Source organism: Shewanella sp. SG44-2, from assembly GCF_014164215.1.
Taxonomy (GTDB): domain Bacteria; phylum Pseudomonadota; class Gammaproteobacteria; order Enterobacterales; family Shewanellaceae; genus Shewanella; species Shewanella frigidimarina.
In genome coordinates, this window is the sequence record NZ_JACJEU010000001.1 from 121,038 (window position 1) to 136,234 (window position 15,197).

The following is a 15,197-nucleotide window of genomic DNA, read 5'->3' on the forward strand; positions in this document are numbered from 1 at the left end:
ATTAAACGGCTACTGAATTTGCTGCTTATCACGAGTTAAGGTTAACTCTCAGACATGGTATCGCAAGATGAAACATAACGATCAAGCTCAATAACCCCTTGCAAAATCATCCCATGATAATGGGCTTTTACCAGTTGATAATTCATACTTGGTGCAAAGTAATACGTCACCTCTTCGGCCCCAGTTTGCTCTACCGGAATAAGCTGTATCTCCCCCCAAGAGCCGATAGTGGTAATTAATTTGTCCTTCACATAAAACTGATAAGGTTCAATTGCATCTGAAGCTTGCCTAATTAACGCAAATTGACGTCGGCCGCCCAGCAAGTTTTCGCGGATTTGAATCGCTAAGGTGTCTACATCCCTTAATGGAATTTGGCTTGAGGTATAATTCTCAATATCGCCATCAATATCCACGCGTGACTCAAGGCCATTATTGTAAAAAGTGGCTTGCATGTCTCGAGAACGAAAACCAGTTACCTGTTGATGAAAACTATCAGTTAACCATTCATTACTGTTATTTGACCACGATAACTCAGTACGTTGTTGATATTGAGTACCTATCCCTAAAATACTGGCTTCACTCTTAGAGATGATAACAGCAGACTTACCCTGCCAGTTCTCAGTACGACTCATCTCACCTGTGTGAAGTCCACTGAGATAAATAGAGTAATTGAAGCTTCGCTGGCAACTTTGTGGGATGTCATTGGCCAAGACTCTATTACTTTGCAATAAGCCACTAACCAGACATACACTTATCAGTATTCTCGGGACTAGGACACCAGCTATCGCCAACGACCTGTTGTTACGACACCCGGTCATCATAAGTCTTATTCGCGACGTTAATATATTCAATCGTATCGCCTTAAAAAACTTCATTCACATTCAGGTAGAAGTTAGTTTCATTTTCACCAACACCTACGTCAAAACGTAAATTAATATTGTCTTTTATTTTAAATCTAAACCCTGTGCCATAGGCGGTTAATAGCGTATCGGTTAGTTCACTCACTTTAGGTGCGACACTGCCAACAGCGCCCCAAAATACCATGCCATAACGTTGAAATACTGGTAAGCGATATTCAACTTGTCCCATCATCATTTGCTCATCACGATATCGGCCTCTAATGTAGCCTCGCATCGCGTCAGAGCCACCAAGATCAGGTAATAGATTCCAAGGTACATCGCCACTGGTTAGATGACCTTGTACTTGCCAAGCGATTAAACCCGGTGTCGAGCCTAAATCAATATAATTAGCTAATTCAATATTATAAGTAGAAAACGAATCGAACTGGTCATTTTGATATAATCCAGCATCAACTTGAAATAACCAGCCTTTTGTTGCGTTTAAACGGTAATCTCTTGAATCATAAATACTGGTTACCACAACACCTGAGCTAAAATTGTCTGGCAAAAGAGTATTTGAATCCATTGGTGCTTCTGTTGCGACTAATTCTAAGCTGTCGGCCGTAGTATAAATAAAGTCAGCACCCACACCAATAAAATAGTTACTGGCAATTTCGGTCATCCAACGCGGCTTAAAGCTATACAGTTGTTCTTTAAATTCATGATGATTAAGATCTTGATCGCCTTGTTCAATCCCTATTCCATAATAAACAGCAGCTTCATTATGCAGTTCTAAGTCAAGCAACAACCGCTGCTTACCTTGATTTAAAAACGTCATATTTTCTACTGTGACGCCATAAGAATTGTTCACAGAAGCAAATGAATTCAACACCAATGATGAAGGCTGTTGTTCACTTGATGCATTATCAGTTTTGTATAACCCCACCATAAGTAAACCCACACCAAACTTTTTCTCTGGGGTGTAATATGCTGTAGGTAAATAACTCATATCAATAGCTTTAGTGTCATCGAATTCACCATCCGCGCCAAAAACCGACAAAATGTCATCAATCCATGTAGGTTGCATATCTTTGGGGGTTTCAAATAAAGGTTCAACTGCAGTGGCTGCGTTAGAAAAAACAAATAGTGCTAAAAGTAAGGTCCGTTTCATAAAAACTCTATTAAAATGTTGAAAAACTAAGTACGCATGATGACTTCCATGCCAAATTTTGGAATTGCTGTTCAATGAGTTAACTCGATAGCATTCAGTATAAATAGTTGTTATCGATAATAATCGATTCACATAGCGATCGATTCATATAGGCATCAAATAACAACTAAATCAGAACAGATTATCTTATTCATCGCTCAATATTTGCTGAAGAAAAACTTAAGCCTTACTGAAGCTCAACGTCATTAAATACTAAATAATGAATACACTGGACCATATACTGAGTTACACGCTGACATTTATACCTGACGTTAACTTAGGTATACAATCAGCAATCTTTTTATCTAAAGACGCAACTGATATTATTACGCGAAATAACGGCCGCTAATATAGCACGTTTAGCCGCTCTTTTTGGTGCTAGCTCAACATTTATCCTATCAGTATCTTTCGGTAAAAGGACCAGAATCGACTATATTTAGCTGTATGGCTACAGCATTTTTATCTAATAAACAAGAGTCTACGAAGCACAAATTTAGTACTATTGAGCCTCATTTAATCAGTAGCCCATCAGCAAGTAAAAATTATTTCCTTAGATATATCATCCAGCGCGCAAGTAAGGTATAACGACGCTATGAAAACGCCTATACGATTACAACCACTGGTTGACGATGGTCTCGTCGATGAAGTGATAAGCCAACTCATGAGTGGCAAAGAAGCTACGGTCTATATGATCAGATGTGGCGATGCGATTCGCTGCGCCAAAGTGTATAAGGAAGCCACTAAACGCAGTTTTAAAAAAGCAGCACAATATCAAGAAGGTCGAAAAACTAAAAACAGTCGTCGTGGTAGAGCCATGGAAAAGGGTTCTAAATACGGTCGTGAAGAACAAGAAAAAGCTTGGCAGAATGCCGAGGTCGACGCGTTATATAAATGCGCCGCAGCTAAAATTAGAGTACCAGTGCCTTATGGCTGCTTTGATGGGGTGCTATTGATGGAGTTGATCACCAATGTTCATGGTGATGTAGCGCCTCGATTAAATGACGTCACCCAGATGAGCGTAGAACAAGCACAAACACAGCATTACGTCATGATGGGTTATGTTGTACGGATGTTATGTGCAGGTATTGTTCATGGCGATTTATCAGAATTTAACGTGCTTGTAGATCAGAATGGACCGGTGATCATTGACCTGCCCCAAGCTGTTGATGCATCAGCAAACAATAATGCCAAAGCGATGTTATTTCGTGATGTGAATAATATGACAGACTATTATTCTCAATTTGCCCCAGAATTAGCAGCAACAAAATATGCTAAAGAAATGTGGGCCTTGTATGAACAAGGTGAATTAACGCCGGAAACACAATTGACCGGTTTGTTTGAAGAAGACACGACCGCTGCTGATGTCGATTCGGTATTAGAAGAAATCAACGCTGCATTTGAAGAAGCGCAAGAAAGACGCGAGCGCATGAGTGATGCAAACAACGACGAGTATTAAATCGATCGTTTATATACTCATGTGAACACCTAGGGAGGCTTACCGACAAATTATCGAATACTTGATCGAATAAATTGTCGGTAAGTCCCCTATTCAATTAGCCTTCCCCCCTTAATTAACGCCAAGCCAACCCGAGTTGACGGCTAATTACCCCTAGCGAATACCAAATTAGTACCAAATTAAGACGCTCATCTCAACTAAGCAAGTTGGTTAACCATAACCGCTGGCCGCCTAAACACTGCACTTTTAAGCGACGCTTGTTAACGCTATCGTGTGCAAAAGCAATCTCATTACTGGCTAAACGTCAATTTGTTCCTTTTTCCACATAGCCATGAGTAAACCGTTATGTTTGCTAAAAAGTAATATGATCAATTTACACACGTTAAATAACCTTGTTTTTTGAATGGATAAATAGGCGTATAATGATATTGAAAACTTAACAAGGAGAATATTATGAGTAGCTATGTTCTATCGGTATTACTAGTTTGTCTTACTATTTCTATGTCAGCTAATGCTATCGGAAATGAAAATGGAATGATGAGAATGTCTCAGATGCCTGCATTTTCCGATTTTGATACTAATCAAGACAAATTGATATCTGAAGAAGAGTTTGAGCGCTTTCAAAAAGCCAGGCAAGCATTGCGTGAATCTGAAGGTCGTCTATTAAAAAACTCATCGAATTGTGATGAAATGTTTGAGCGTATCGATTTGGATCACAATAAATTTATTGATGCTGAAGAATTTCAATCTCATCGGGAAATGATGAGAAATTCTAAATAATCTCAGTTTGGGATATCTACATAATCTCTGCTCGGGGTAGTAATCAACATCGCCATAGAGAGGTAATCAGCATCACCTCTCTTTTAAATACGCTGTAGCATAGCAAGCGACTTAGTTGTATCTACACCTGCAAGGTATAGCGCCATTTTTCCACACCATCACTAAGATTCAAATTACACATTACTCCTGCGCAGCAATAAGCTTACTTTTAAATACGCCATAAAAAGCAATACAAGCACCCGCAAAACCTAAAAACGAGCATATTAAGCGATAATCAGTGTTGTCGATGAAGAAGTTAGCCACACTGAATACCAACAAAATAAATAAACCAATATTTTTGGTCATCATCATTTTAGGCTCGAACATCAACCATTGCTCACATTTAGGGCACTGTGTTTCAACCCCATGTTTACCTTTACGGACTTGTTTAAGCGCTTTACGGGCAAAGATACCCTTACAACGAGGACACTCCATTTAACATTACCTTCAATAATTTTTAATCAATATAATACAATGAATTAACTCTGCATCAAAGTTTTCCTTGAACGCCAATACAGCAGTTCAAGCTAATGCCATTTAATCGCTTGCATCATTTGGAACGTTCGCTCAAAATAATAATTGAACGAATGTTATAGTTAGTTTATAGTAACTCATGGCTCACATTATGAGCGCGCAAAATCACTACAGATAAAGCTTATCGACAAGTATATCAAATGACAAAGAGCTTAAGCACTTGGCTCACAACCCAAATGGAACAATGAACATGCAAAAAATGATTGGATTTGATGTTTACGGCACATTAGTGGATCCTGTGGATATGGGCCAGCATCTGCAACAATTGATTGGCGACAAGGCACAAGAATTTGGTCAATTATGGCACGATAAAAAAGTCGAATATGCATTTCGTCGTGGCTTAATGCAACAATATGAAGATTTCGGTGTGTGTACTCAACAAGCTCTGCAATATTGTTTATCTGTTTTCAACGTCACACTGTAAAACAGCGAACAACAAGATTTACTGGCTAAATTTAGTCAACTCAAGGCCTTTGATGATGTCATTCCTGGACTAGCATTACTGCGCAATCAAGGTCATACCTTGGCCGCTTTTTCCAATGGACCTGAAGTGGCAGTTCGTACACTTATGCAAAACTCGGGCGTTTTACCTCAACTACATGACGTTATCAGTGTCGATGATCTAAAGACATTTAAACCTAACCCTGCTGTTTACGATTATTTAATGACTCGTACTCAATCTGACCTCAATCATTGTTGGATGGTGTCGAGCAATCCATGGGATGTCATTGGTGCGAAAGCCGCCGGACTGAATACAGCTTGGATCCAAAGAGATAGTAAAAAAATATTTGATCCTTGGGGCATTGAGCCTGACATCACCGTCGGTAATTTAATCGAATTAAGTGAACAGCTCGATTCCCTGTAATAACTAACATGCTGCATTTAAACAATAAAAGCATAACTCATACGCGTTGATGCTAATACATTAAAACTTTACACGCTACACTAACAACATTGTGCTAAGCGCATTATCAATTTACTTAACCTGCTAACAGGTTGCACGAGGATATTTTATGACTAACCAATATACCCCACCTAAAGTTTGGCAAAATAATACCAATGGCGCGAATAAGTGGGCAAACATTAATAGCCCAGACTCAGGTGCAAGATTTGATAAAGAGCTGCCTGTTGGAAAGCATGCTTTGCAACTCTACTCCCTTGGCACACCAAACGGGCAAAAAGTGACTATTCTGTTAGAAGAGCTACTGGCCTTAGGCATTAAAGAAGCTGAATACGATGCCTATCTGATTAACATCGGGGAAAAGGATCAATTTTCGTCAGGGTTCGTTGCCGTCAATCCAAACTCAAAAATACCCGCTTTATTGGATAAGTCAGCTGGTGAAGACGAAACCGTATTTGAATCTGCCTCAATTTTGGTTCATCTAGCAGAGAAGTTTAACCAATTCCTACCTAAGGATGGCAAAGCCAGAACACAAACATTTAACTGGTTGTTCTGGGCTCAAGGGTCAGCGCCGTTCCTCGGTGGTGGCTTCGGTCATTTCTATGCTTATGCCGATGAAAAACAGGAATATCCAATTAATCGCTTTGCTATGGAAGTTAAACGTCAGTTAGATGTGTTAGATAAACAACTGGCAAAAAACACCTTTATTGCTGGTGAAGAATATAGCATTGCAGACATTGCTATTTGGCCTTGGTATGGCAACTTAGTCTTGGGCAATTTATACGATGCAGCCGAATTCCTGGAAGTAGAGTCATATACCAATGTTGTTCGTTGGGCTAAATTGCTTGAAACTCGTGAAGGGGTTCAACGCGGTCGTATCATCAATCGCTCTTGGGGCGAAGAATGGGAACAAGTTCCTGAGCGTCATTGCGCAGAAGATATTGATAAGGTGCTTAAGTTGCGTCCTAGCACAGTAAAATAAGTCAGCCGCTAAAGTTTGGCGCGCTTGTATCCTGACTTATTTTATTGGGATACTAAAAAGCCTTCTGCATTACAGAAGGCTTTTTATATTGACATATCAGAGGCCGAAACAACGCAAATTGTGAACGTTATTTCAAGCCAGACGTCTGTGACAATTAAATACTCATCGCAAGTTCTGCACCCTGGCGGATAGCGCGTTTAGCATCTAATTCAGCCGCCACATCTACTCCACCAATTAAATGTACAGGTAATCCGCTGGCTTTCATTTCATCAACCAAACTGCGATTCGACGTTTGTCCGGCACACAACACCACGTTATCTACAGCAAGAATTTCAGATTGTTCACCGATTTTAATGTGCAGGCCTTGTTCATCAAACTTTTCGTAGCTTACGCCAGTTTTCATATGAACTTGATGTTGCTTCAACACACTGCGATGGATCCAGCCAGTAGTTTTACCCAAACCTTTGCCCATTTTGGTGGTTTTACGTTGCAGTAAATACACTTCACGACCTGGAACATGTTCGGCTTCTACAGTTAACCCGCCAGCATTCTGATAGGTTTTATCAATGCCCCACTGTTTTAACCATTTATCGGGTTGCAAAGTGCTCGATTCTAATTCGCATAAGAAATGCGCCATATCAAAACCAATACCGCCAGCACCAATCAATGCTACCGTTTTACCTATTTCAACTTGGCCGGTTAATACTTGTTGGTAATCGACCACTTTAGGATTATCAAAACCTGGTAATTCCAACGCTCGTGGCACCACACCTGCGGCGATGACCACTTCATCAAATTTCTCATTAGCTAACACTGCCGCATCCAATTTAGTGTTTAGACGCAGTTCAACGTTATGTAGCTTAATTTGGTTAATGAAATATCGAATAGTTTCATTGAACTCTTCTTTACCCGGAATTTTACGCGCTAAATTGAACTGACCACCCACTTCTGACTTGGCTTCAAACAATACCACTTCATGACCACGGGATGCTGCATATACAGAGAACGCCATTCCCGCAGGACCGGCGCCCATAACAGCGATACGTTTTTTACTGGTTGTTGGGGTAAAATTAATTTCGGTTTCATAACAAGCACGGGGATTAACCAAACAGGTTGCCCGCTTCATCGAAAAGGTGTGGTCCAAACAAGCTTGATTACAACCAATACAGGTATTAATCAATTCAGGGGTATTAGCTGCCGCTTTATTCACAAACTCAGCGTCGGCAAGAAATGGCCGGGCCATCGACACCATGTCAGCTTGCCCTGATGCAATAATCGACTCGCCAATTTCTGGAGTATTAATCCGGTTTGTAGCAATTAACGGCACCTTGACTTCTTTTTTGAGTTTTTCGGTGACCCAAGAAAATGCCCCACGCGGTACACTGGTCGAAATCGTCGGTACACGGGCTTCATGCCAACCAATACCGGTATTAATAATACTTACACCAGCTTGCTCAAGCGATTTTGCCAGCTGTACGACTTCGTCCCACGTTGAACCATTATCGACTAAATCGAGCATCGATAAACGGAACACAATAATAAAGTCACTGCCGACCTTCTGGCGAATAGCATTAACGATTTCAATCGGGAATTTAACCCGATTTTCATAACTGCCGCCCCATTCATCGTTACGTTTATTGGTGCGCGAACTGATGAATTGATTGATCAAATAGCCTTCAGACCCCATGACTTCAACGCCATCATAGCCGGCTTTTTTCGCCAATGCTGCGCTGGTAGCGTAGTCTTTAATCGTCGAGCGTACTTGACGAGCAGACATCGCAGAGGGAGTGAACGGGGTAATGGGCGATTTTACTTTGCTCGGCGCTAGGCTAAAAGGATGATAACTATAACGGCCAGCGTGTAAGATTTGCATACAGATTTTACCGCCCGCTTCATGCACGGCATCGGTAACAATTTTATGTTTACCCACCTGCCAAGAAAAGCTTAATTGACAGGCATGTGGCGCTAAACGGCCGCGTAAATTAGGGGCGATACCGCCGGTAACAATTAACCCTACGCCACCTTGAGCACGTTCTTTATAAAATGCTGCCAGTTTCTCAAATCCGCCTTTTTCTTCTTCTAAACCTGTGTGCATGGAGCCCATCAACACGCGGTTTTTCAGCTGTGTAAAGCCTAGATCTAAAGGTTCTAATAAGTGTGGAAACGACATTCAAACATCCTTTTTAAACAAGTGATTTAAACCAGCATACCCCGACAGTAAAGTTTGCTCAATCATTTAAACGCTCGTTTGTTAAAAACCTTTACAATTGAATTTCACATTTTTATTGATTTTCAGTTAGGATGACTACATTAGACTGATAAAGGAGTGGCAAATGTCCGCTAAACCCTCGTTTTTAAAAAGGATGTTTTTACTGTTATGGAATACAGTAAACGGTATCCGTAAGTTCATCATCAACGTAATATTTTTTGGTTTGTTGGCTGTCATCGCTGTGGTAGTTCTCAACAGCGAAGATGAAATTGTCGTCGAAGATCAATCAGCATTAGTGCTGAATTTGTCTGGGAGCATAGTGGACCAAAAACATTATGTAGACCCAATAGAAATGGCACTTAGCCAAGGGCAAGCGAATGATCCAGAAGGTGAAATTCTATTAGCTGACGTACTTTATACGATTAATAATGCGACTCAAGACGCCCGCATTACCAGTATCGTATTGGACTTAGCTGATCTTCGTGATGCCGGCATTAGTAAAATGACCGCCATTGGTGAAGCATTAACTCAGTTTAAAGCCGCCAATAAGTCAGTTATCGCAATGGCCAATGGTTATGATCAAAATCAATATTTTTTAGCCAGCTTTGCAGACAAAATATACCTTAATAACCAAGGTATGGTAGCGCTTGATGGCTTAAGCCGTTACCGCTTATATTACAAAGCAGCACTCGAAAAACTCAAAATTACCACTCACGTATTTCGAGTGGGAACGTTTAAGTCAGCTGTAGAGCCCTTTATTCGTGACGATATGTCTGATGCCGACAAAGTCGCCAGCAAAGAATTGTTAAATGATATTTGGCAAAGCTACTCGACTATTGTTGCCAGCAACCGTCAAATCGGTCCTGATCAATTAGTGTTAAGTACAGATGAGTATCTCGCTCAGCTTGATAAAGCTGAAGGTGACAGTGCTCAAATGGCTGTAAACATGAAATGGGTTGACGAACTCGTTTCGGCCGATGCATTCCGTGTCGCTATGATTGAACGTGTAGGCAGTGATAAAGAAGGTAAAAACTTTAAGCAAATTAGCTTTAATGATTACCGAGCGTTAACCGCACCAATGCCTAAATTTGTTCAACAAGACGCAGTGGCCGTTATCGTTGCTAAAGGCACGATTCTTAACGGTAAACAACCTGCCGGACAAATTGGTGGCGAAAGTACCTCTGCATTACTCATGAAAGCACGCTTTGACGATAAAGTGAAAGCCGTCGTACTTCGTGTTGACAGCCCTGGTGGTAGTGCATTTGCATCAGAGCAAATTCGTCAAGAAGTGTTAGCGCTGAAAGCTGCAGGTAAGCCTGTGGTTGTTAGCATGGGTAGCCTTGCTGCATCTGGCGGATATTGGATATCAGCCAGTGCCGACTATATTGTGGCTACGCCAACAACCCTAACAGGTTCAATCGGTATTTTCGGTATGTTCGCTACGTTTGAGCAAGCACTTAATCATTTTGGTGTAACCTCTGATGGTGTAGCTACATCTGATTGGGCAGGTTTATCGCCTGCACGTGAATTAAACCCACAAGTTGCCGCGGTAGTACAACGTCATATTGAACGGGGTTACAATGAGTTTATTTCTCTGGTAGCAAAAGAGCGTCATATGACGCTAGAGCAAGTAGATAATATTGCTCAAGGCCGTGTATGGACAGGTAAACGCGCACTCACCTTAGGCCTAGTTGATGAACTGGGTGATATGGATGTGGCATTAGCCAAAGCTGCTGATTTAGCGAAAATGGACAAGTTCGATGTTAAAGTGATTGAGCAAGAGCTTAGCGCTGAACAACAACTGATGCAGCAAATCATGGGCGCTACTGTGGCTTATGTTCCAGACAGTGTTCGTCAAACCAGTTTCATTGAGCGCTTTGCCAAGCAGTGGGCTGGCGCATTTGAAACATTGTCGATGTTTGATGACCCTAATCATGTCTATATGTATTGCGAAAACTGTAATTACTAATCACTCAAATGACCGCAATATGAAGATTATTCAAAAAAAGCCTGCTTAGCAGGCTTTTTTATTGGGGATCGATAAATAAACTCGTATAATACCAATTTCATTAATTATGTGCTCAATCAGAGTAACTCAGGTTTTTCAGTTTGAGGCGCATTGTTGAAAGAATGGTTGTTCCCTTGTAAAACAATGCAACAAATAAATGGAAAGCCTGAGTGGCTCCCAAGGGCGGGTTTCTGCACCTTTTATGCTGCTCAATATGATTTTGACGTACGACTGCAAGGATGCAGGAGATAGAGCAACGCAGGAGCTGTTGCCGAGAACAACTATGTCGGCAATCCTATTACTTGCCTAAAAGGCGCAGAACTCCCGCTGAATGACCAGATAATTATTGGAATTGGTATATTTGCGCAATCTGCAATCGCTGTTAAAGAAGAGCCTACATACATGACAAAACGTTCAATTTACGTTGCCTATACTGGCGGTACCATCGGGATGCAAAAGACCGCTAATGGTTTTGTGCCAGTATCAGGGTTCTTAACCGATTGTGTTCAGTCAATGCCCGAGTTTTACCATACTGAAATGCCAGAGTTTGTCATTCATGAATACAGCCCATTAATTGACTCATCCAATATGGCGCCGACAGACTGGCAAATGATAGCTAATGATATTCAAGCCAACTATGAAAAATACGACGGTTTCGTCATTTTACATGGAACAGATACCATGGCTTATACCGCTTCTGCATTGTCATTTATGCTGCAAGGTTTATCCAAGCCAGTTATCGTAACAGGTTCACAAATTCCGTTGGCGCAGTTACGTTCAGACGGTCAAACCAACTTGCTCAATTCGCTTTATATTGCGGCCAACTACCCAGTTGCAGAAGTCTGTTTATTTTTTAATAACAAACTGTTTCGTGGTAATCGCTCAACCAAAGCCCATGCAGACGGATTCGATGCGTTTGCATCGCCTAACTTCCCGATGTTGCTAGAAGCCGGCATTAAAATTAACCTCAAAGCGGGTAAAATAACGCAGCCAACGGGTGCCCCGTTAGAGGTTGTTACCATCAGTCCGCAACCTGTAGGTGTGGTAACGCTTTACCCTGGGATCTCCACAGATATTTTCAATAATATTTTACAGCAACCAGTAAAGGCGCTAATTTTATTGACCTTCGGTGTGGGAAATGCTCCACAAGATAAGAAACTACTGGATACACTTAAACAAGCCGATGAACGCGGTATTATCTTGGTGAACTTAACCCAGTGTTTCCAGGGTAAAGTCAATATGGGCGGTTATGCTACAGGTAATGCTTTAGCTCAAGCTGGAGTAATAAGTGGTGCTGATATGACCATTGAAGCGGCATTAGCCAAATTGCATTATTTGTTGTCTATAGGATTAACTCCAGCGCAAATTAAGCAACGTATGCAGGAAAATCTGATTGGTGAACTGACGACGGACTAGATTACGTTATTGATATTTATGTGGTTATTATCTTAACCACATAAAAGCTAAATAAAAATGCGAGCTCATTAGCTCGCATTTTTTGTCTTATAATATCCATTACTGATAACACATATTATTCAATTTCAGATGATTATAAATCAGCTTCTTTAAACTCGGCGATAGGATCGCCTTTAAATTGTTTTTTCAGCTCAGATTTGGACAGCTCATTAATATTACCACCCGCTGCGATAGTAAAATGTTCAGTTTGATGTAACTTACGCGCTTGATACAACATCACCACTTGTAAGGTCGACTCACGCTGTGGTTCTGTTAATACTGTGCCGTCATCCCACTTACCAAGCTCCGTTGCAGACAACAAGCGTAGGTATACTTCTCCAGGCATTTCATCAATGACTTTATTGATATCGTTCATACTGATTTCCGTTTATGTAACACTATTCTAACTCTGGTAACAAGATAACCCGTAAAGCCAATAACAAAACTTGCAATCGCGATATAAGAAGTTAGCCCTTGTGCAGGCTCTCCTCCCCAAAACCACACCACAACCCCTGCTATAAACAATGTCAAAAAGATAAAGCTTTGGGTCATTAAGCTATTTGAACGCTCAATGTGACTGATAATCGTTAATGACTGAGTATTACCAGTCAAGTCGGTTTTACAATGCTCACATTGCTTAGCCAGACTTGAAATTCGCTTTTGACATTTAGGGCATGCAACTAAGGCCATAATTTATTCTACCTGCTTGATCATCTGAAGATAAAAATTACTGCTTACAGTCGCGATTATAAATTATCAACCACAGCTAACATCGCAACTAATGACGCTTCACCTAAATATACGCAACGCTCTGGAGACCAGCCCACAAATGGGTCGGCTAAATTAGCATTGTCTTTAAATGGCATTTCTAACGTGTTCGATAAACAACTGAACGTATTGGCTACCCAGTTAGAACCCACGGTTAAATTCGCTTTACCTGGCTCATCTTTATCGTAACCAAACTCTGTTTGGAAATCAGCGCTGGCAATGGTCAATGCACTGAGAAATTGCTGTTGTAATTGAGCCATTTTATCGTTGTAGCTTGGCACCCCTTCACAACCGGCAAGGAACACATAAGGAAGACCTTCATCGCCGTGCACATCGTAAAATAAATCAACACCAGTTTGATGCATTTTATTAACGACATAATACACTTCAGGGCTTTTCTCTAAGCTCGGTGTTTGCCATTCGCGATTTAAGTTAGTACCTACAGCATTAGTACGTAAATGGCCGCGTGCGCTGCCATCTGGATTCATGTTAGGCACAATATAGAAATTGGCTTTGTCTAATAAGGCTTTTGAAGTTGGACAATCACTATCGAGTAATTGATTTAGCAAGCCTTCGACTAACCATTCAGCCATGGTTTCGCCTGGGTGTTGACGTGCAGTGATCCAAATATTCTTTTTATCTGGGTTAGCATCACCAATTTTAAGCAAAGTCATGTCGCGACCATCAAGCGTTAACCCAAGATGTTCAAGACTCACTGCTGGATGTAATTGCACTTCACTGATTAAATCTAAATGACGTTCGTAGCTGTACGGTGCAAAATAAGCAATTTGAATGGCTTCACAATCGAGCTCGGCTTGGATGGTTAATTTGCCATCGACATACTGAGTAGGTAATCGGAACCATGTTTGGCGATCATAACTGGCAACGGCTTGATACTCTTCCCAACCTATTGGGTAAGATGCACTACCGGCATTGAGAATATTAAGGGTATATGTCTGACCGACTTCCCCTTCTAAACGAAAGTTAAACCATTGATAAAACTCACCACCAAAATCGGGACGAATGGCGAGTTGTATATCATCATGTTTGTCTAGATTAATGACGTCAATATTGCCGCCGTCAAAGTTTGCTGTAATCCGCATTAGATTATCCTTTATTGCTTGCGCTTATTTTGGGCTTAATAACGATTGGTATTAGCCTTATTTTATGCGCCATAGCTTATCAAATGCGGCAATTGGTGTGAACCATTAAAAGCTAAAGCTGTAACCTTGACCGCGAACGGTATTAATTAGTTCGCGTGGTAAATTACGTTTGACTAATTTACGGCGAGTATTACTGATATGCATGTCTAAATTACGGTCAAAACGTCCAAGTTCTTTATGCAGCACTCGAAGTTGTAATTCTTCTTTAGTAACCACCTCGCCTTGCCTATCAAATAAATATTTGAATAATCGATATTCTGTTTGCGTCAACACGAGCGACTTATCGGCAAAGCTAATGGTATAGGAGGTATCATCAAAACCAATGCTGCCATTAACAGCATCGTTAATCGGTGCTTGGGTGCGTCGATGGAGTACATTAAGACGTAACTGCAATTCGCGGATATTAATCGGTCTAGTGAGGTAATCGTCGGCGCCTAACTCTAACGCATTAATACGCTCAAGCTCGCTGTTACTTTCTGCTAATACAATAATGGGGGTTCGGCTTTGTCGTGCGACCAGCAACCAAAATGAATCCATTTTGGGAACCGAAAAATCTAATAATATGGCTTCAAGCTGCAGAGTCTCCATTTGGATCAACGCATCAAAAGCATTATTAACCCAATGAACACTGTAGCCCTGCTCATTTAACTGTCGACCTACGTCACTTTTATCGGAAAGGGTATGTTCAATGAATAGGATATTCTTCATGCTCAGCTACTTAATGATAACGATTACCATTAAGATTATCATATTGATTTACCCAAAACCAGATTTAATCCACCCTGTGACCCTTTTCATTAACAAAAAAGGCCTGAAACTTCAGGCCTTGAGACATTTGTCACAATTATGAGTG

15 protein-coding genes are annotated in these 15,197 nt (G+C 40.9%); 7 read left to right on the forward strand and 8 right to left on the reverse strand.

The window, feature by feature from the left end; genetic code table 11:
* Window positions 1–41: 41 nt before the first annotated feature.
* Together H5181_RS00480 and H5181_RS00485 are read right to left on the reverse strand one after the other, a co-directional pair.
* On the reverse strand, window positions 42–875 hold the full coding sequence (locus tag H5181_RS00480) for a hypothetical protein (RefSeq protein ID WP_259396906.1): 834 nt from the start codon (window positions 873–875) through the stop codon (window positions 42–44).
* On the reverse strand, window positions 862–2,010 hold the full coding sequence (locus tag H5181_RS00485; protein ID WP_059743657.1) for a BamA/TamA family outer membrane protein: 1,149 nt from the start codon (window positions 2,008–2,010) through the stop codon (window positions 862–864). The genes H5181_RS00480 and H5181_RS00485 overlap by 14 nt, the downstream gene beginning before the upstream one ends.
* Before the next feature lie 631 nt (window positions 2,011–2,641).
* Here H5181_RS00485 and H5181_RS00490 point away from each other — a divergent pair.
* Window positions 2,642–3,505, forward strand: coding sequence for a PA4780 family RIO1-like protein kinase (locus H5181_RS00490; RefSeq protein WP_011637595.1), 864 nt, complete (start codon window positions 2,642–2,644; stop codon window positions 3,503–3,505).
* A gap of 453 nt (window positions 3,506–3,958) precedes the next feature.
* Entirely contained in the window at window positions 3,959–4,285 is a 327-nt protein-coding gene (locus H5181_RS00495) for an EF-hand domain-containing protein (RefSeq protein ID WP_123883218.1), read from the forward strand.
* 180 nt (window positions 4,286–4,465) lie between these two features.
* On the opposite strand, the gene H5181_RS00500 is transcribed toward H5181_RS00495, so the two are convergent.
* Window positions 4,466–4,759 (reverse strand): hypothetical protein, encoded by a 294-nt coding sequence (locus H5181_RS00500; RefSeq protein WP_011637597.1) that lies wholly within the window; start codon window positions 4,757–4,759, stop codon window positions 4,466–4,468.
* 289 nt (window positions 4,760–5,048) lie between these two features.
* Here H5181_RS00500 and H5181_RS20590 point away from each other — a divergent pair, with 289 nt between their 5' ends.
* The 3 genes from H5181_RS20590 (at window position 5,049) to yghU (ending at window position 6,741) form a co-directional block, all read left to right on the forward strand.
* The gene (locus tag H5181_RS20590; RefSeq protein ID WP_220491613.1) at window positions 5,049–5,282 is read left to right on the forward strand and encodes a hypothetical protein; all 234 of its coding nucleotides are present in this window, start codon (window positions 5,049–5,051) and stop codon (window positions 5,280–5,282) included.
* A gap of 21 nt (window positions 5,283–5,303) precedes the next feature.
* Window positions 5,304–5,723 carry an HAD-IA family hydrolase gene (locus tag H5181_RS20595; protein ID WP_220491622.1) on the forward strand — a complete coding sequence of 140 codons (420 nt, stop codon included), beginning with the start codon at window positions 5,304–5,306 and terminating at the stop codon, window positions 5,721–5,723.
* A gap of 148 nt (window positions 5,724–5,871) precedes the next feature.
* The gene (gene yghU / locus H5181_RS00510) at window positions 5,872–6,741 is read left to right on the forward strand and encodes a glutathione-dependent disulfide-bond oxidoreductase (RefSeq protein ID WP_102036500.1); all 870 of its coding nucleotides are present in this window, start codon (window positions 5,872–5,874) and stop codon (window positions 6,739–6,741) included.
* Window positions 6,742–6,895: 154 nt separating this feature from the next.
* Here the strand turns inward: yghU and H5181_RS00515 are convergent, their stop codons facing one another.
* Entirely contained in the window at window positions 6,896–8,911 is a 2,016-nt protein-coding gene (locus H5181_RS00515) for an FAD-dependent oxidoreductase (RefSeq protein ID WP_182749798.1), read from the reverse strand.
* Window positions 8,912–9,074: 163 nt separating this feature from the next.
* Here H5181_RS00515 and sppA point away from each other — a divergent pair, with 163 nt between their 5' ends.
* The gene (gene sppA, locus H5181_RS00520) at window positions 9,075–10,919 is read left to right on the forward strand and encodes a signal peptide peptidase SppA (protein WP_182749800.1); all 1,845 of its coding nucleotides are present in this window, start codon (window positions 9,075–9,077) and stop codon (window positions 10,917–10,919) included.
* A 441-nt stretch (window positions 10,920–11,360) separates the two neighbouring features.
* Window positions 11,361–12,374 carry an asparaginase gene (gene ansA, locus H5181_RS00525; protein ID WP_059743669.1) on the forward strand — a complete coding sequence of 338 codons (1,014 nt, stop codon included), beginning with the start codon at window positions 11,361–11,363 and terminating at the stop codon, window positions 12,372–12,374.
* 133 nt (window positions 12,375–12,507) lie between these two features.
* On the opposite strand, the gene H5181_RS00530 is transcribed toward ansA, so the two are convergent.
* The 4 genes from H5181_RS00530 to H5181_RS00545 all read right to left on the reverse strand — a co-directional run bounded on the left by H5181_RS00530 (window position 12,508) and on the right by H5181_RS00545 (window position 15,052).
* Window positions 12,508–12,789: a YeaC family protein gene (locus H5181_RS00530; protein ID WP_182749802.1), complete on the reverse strand. Its 282-nt coding sequence runs from the start codon at window positions 12,787–12,789 to the stop codon at window positions 12,508–12,510.
* The gene (locus H5181_RS00535; protein ID WP_182749804.1) at window positions 12,786–13,103 is read right to left on the reverse strand and encodes a zinc ribbon domain-containing protein; all 318 of its coding nucleotides are present in this window, start codon (window positions 13,101–13,103) and stop codon (window positions 12,786–12,788) included. Before H5181_RS00535 ends, H5181_RS00530 begins: the two co-directional genes overlap by 4 nt.
* A 56-nt stretch (window positions 13,104–13,159) precedes the next feature.
* A complete protein-coding gene (locus H5181_RS00540) occupies window positions 13,160–14,284 on the reverse strand; it encodes a M14-type cytosolic carboxypeptidase (protein ID WP_102037779.1) in 1,125 nt (374 codons plus the stop codon).
* A 105-nt stretch (window positions 14,285–14,389) separates the two neighbouring features.
* Entirely contained in the window at window positions 14,390–15,052 is a 663-nt protein-coding gene (locus H5181_RS00545; RefSeq protein WP_123883223.1) for a response regulator transcription factor, read from the reverse strand.
* Between the last annotated feature and the right edge of the window lie 145 nt (window positions 15,053–15,197).